1 protein-coding gene is annotated in these 764 nt (G+C 48.4%); it reads right to left on the bottom strand.

All coding sequences use genetic code 11. The features are described 5' to 3' along the window. Positions 1–764: hydrolase (locus tag R7Z50_RS26770; RefSeq protein WP_318149652.1), on the bottom strand; the 764-nt coding region annotated here is incomplete at both ends.

The raw sequence follows: 764 nt of genomic DNA on the forward strand, positions 1-764 counted from the left end.
TGGCAGAACAAATTTTGGGATCACCTCTTCGGTCATGAACGGGTCGTCTTTGGCGTGGATGATCAAAGTTGGCAAGGTGATCTGCTGTAACTTGCTCAATCCTGAGCATTGATCGTAATAATCTTGTGCATCCTTAAAACCATGCAGAGGTGCAGTGATCAAGTCATCAAATTCGTACAGACGAGTGACGCGCTTGATGGAGTTGTACGACAGCGCCAATTCGCCATGCAGTAAATGATGTTTTTGTAGAGCATTCCGTTTGAGCGAAGAGAGTAGGTAACGGCGATACACTTTGGAAAAGCCCTGCTCAATTCGATTGGCACAAGCCGCCAAATCCAGTGGTGCAGAGACGATGGTGGCCGCTTTTAAAATCGGGTCATCTTTGTATTGGGCTAAGTAGTTCGCCAGCATATTGCCACCAAGGGAGATGCCGACGGCGACTTTTGGATTGTTTGGAAAGCGCAGATGAAGGTGTTCCAAAAAGAAGCGAGCGTCCGTTACTTCTCCTGAATGGTATGCGCGAGCTTTTTTGTTCGGTTTGCCGCTACAGCCACGAAAATGCATCATCACCGATAACCAACCAGATTTCGCAAACGCATTCATCAGGCCGTTTGCATACGGGCTGTAGAAGCATCCTTCCAAGCCATGAAACAGAACGAAGATGGGTTTGTTCTGCGCAGGTTCTTTGGTGGGATCTTCACTCCAAGCGAGATCGAGGAAGTCGCCATCGTCGGTATCCAGCGTCTGCCAAATAGGCGTAAACA

This window comes from Vibrio sp. 1249-1 (assembly GCF_033340495.1).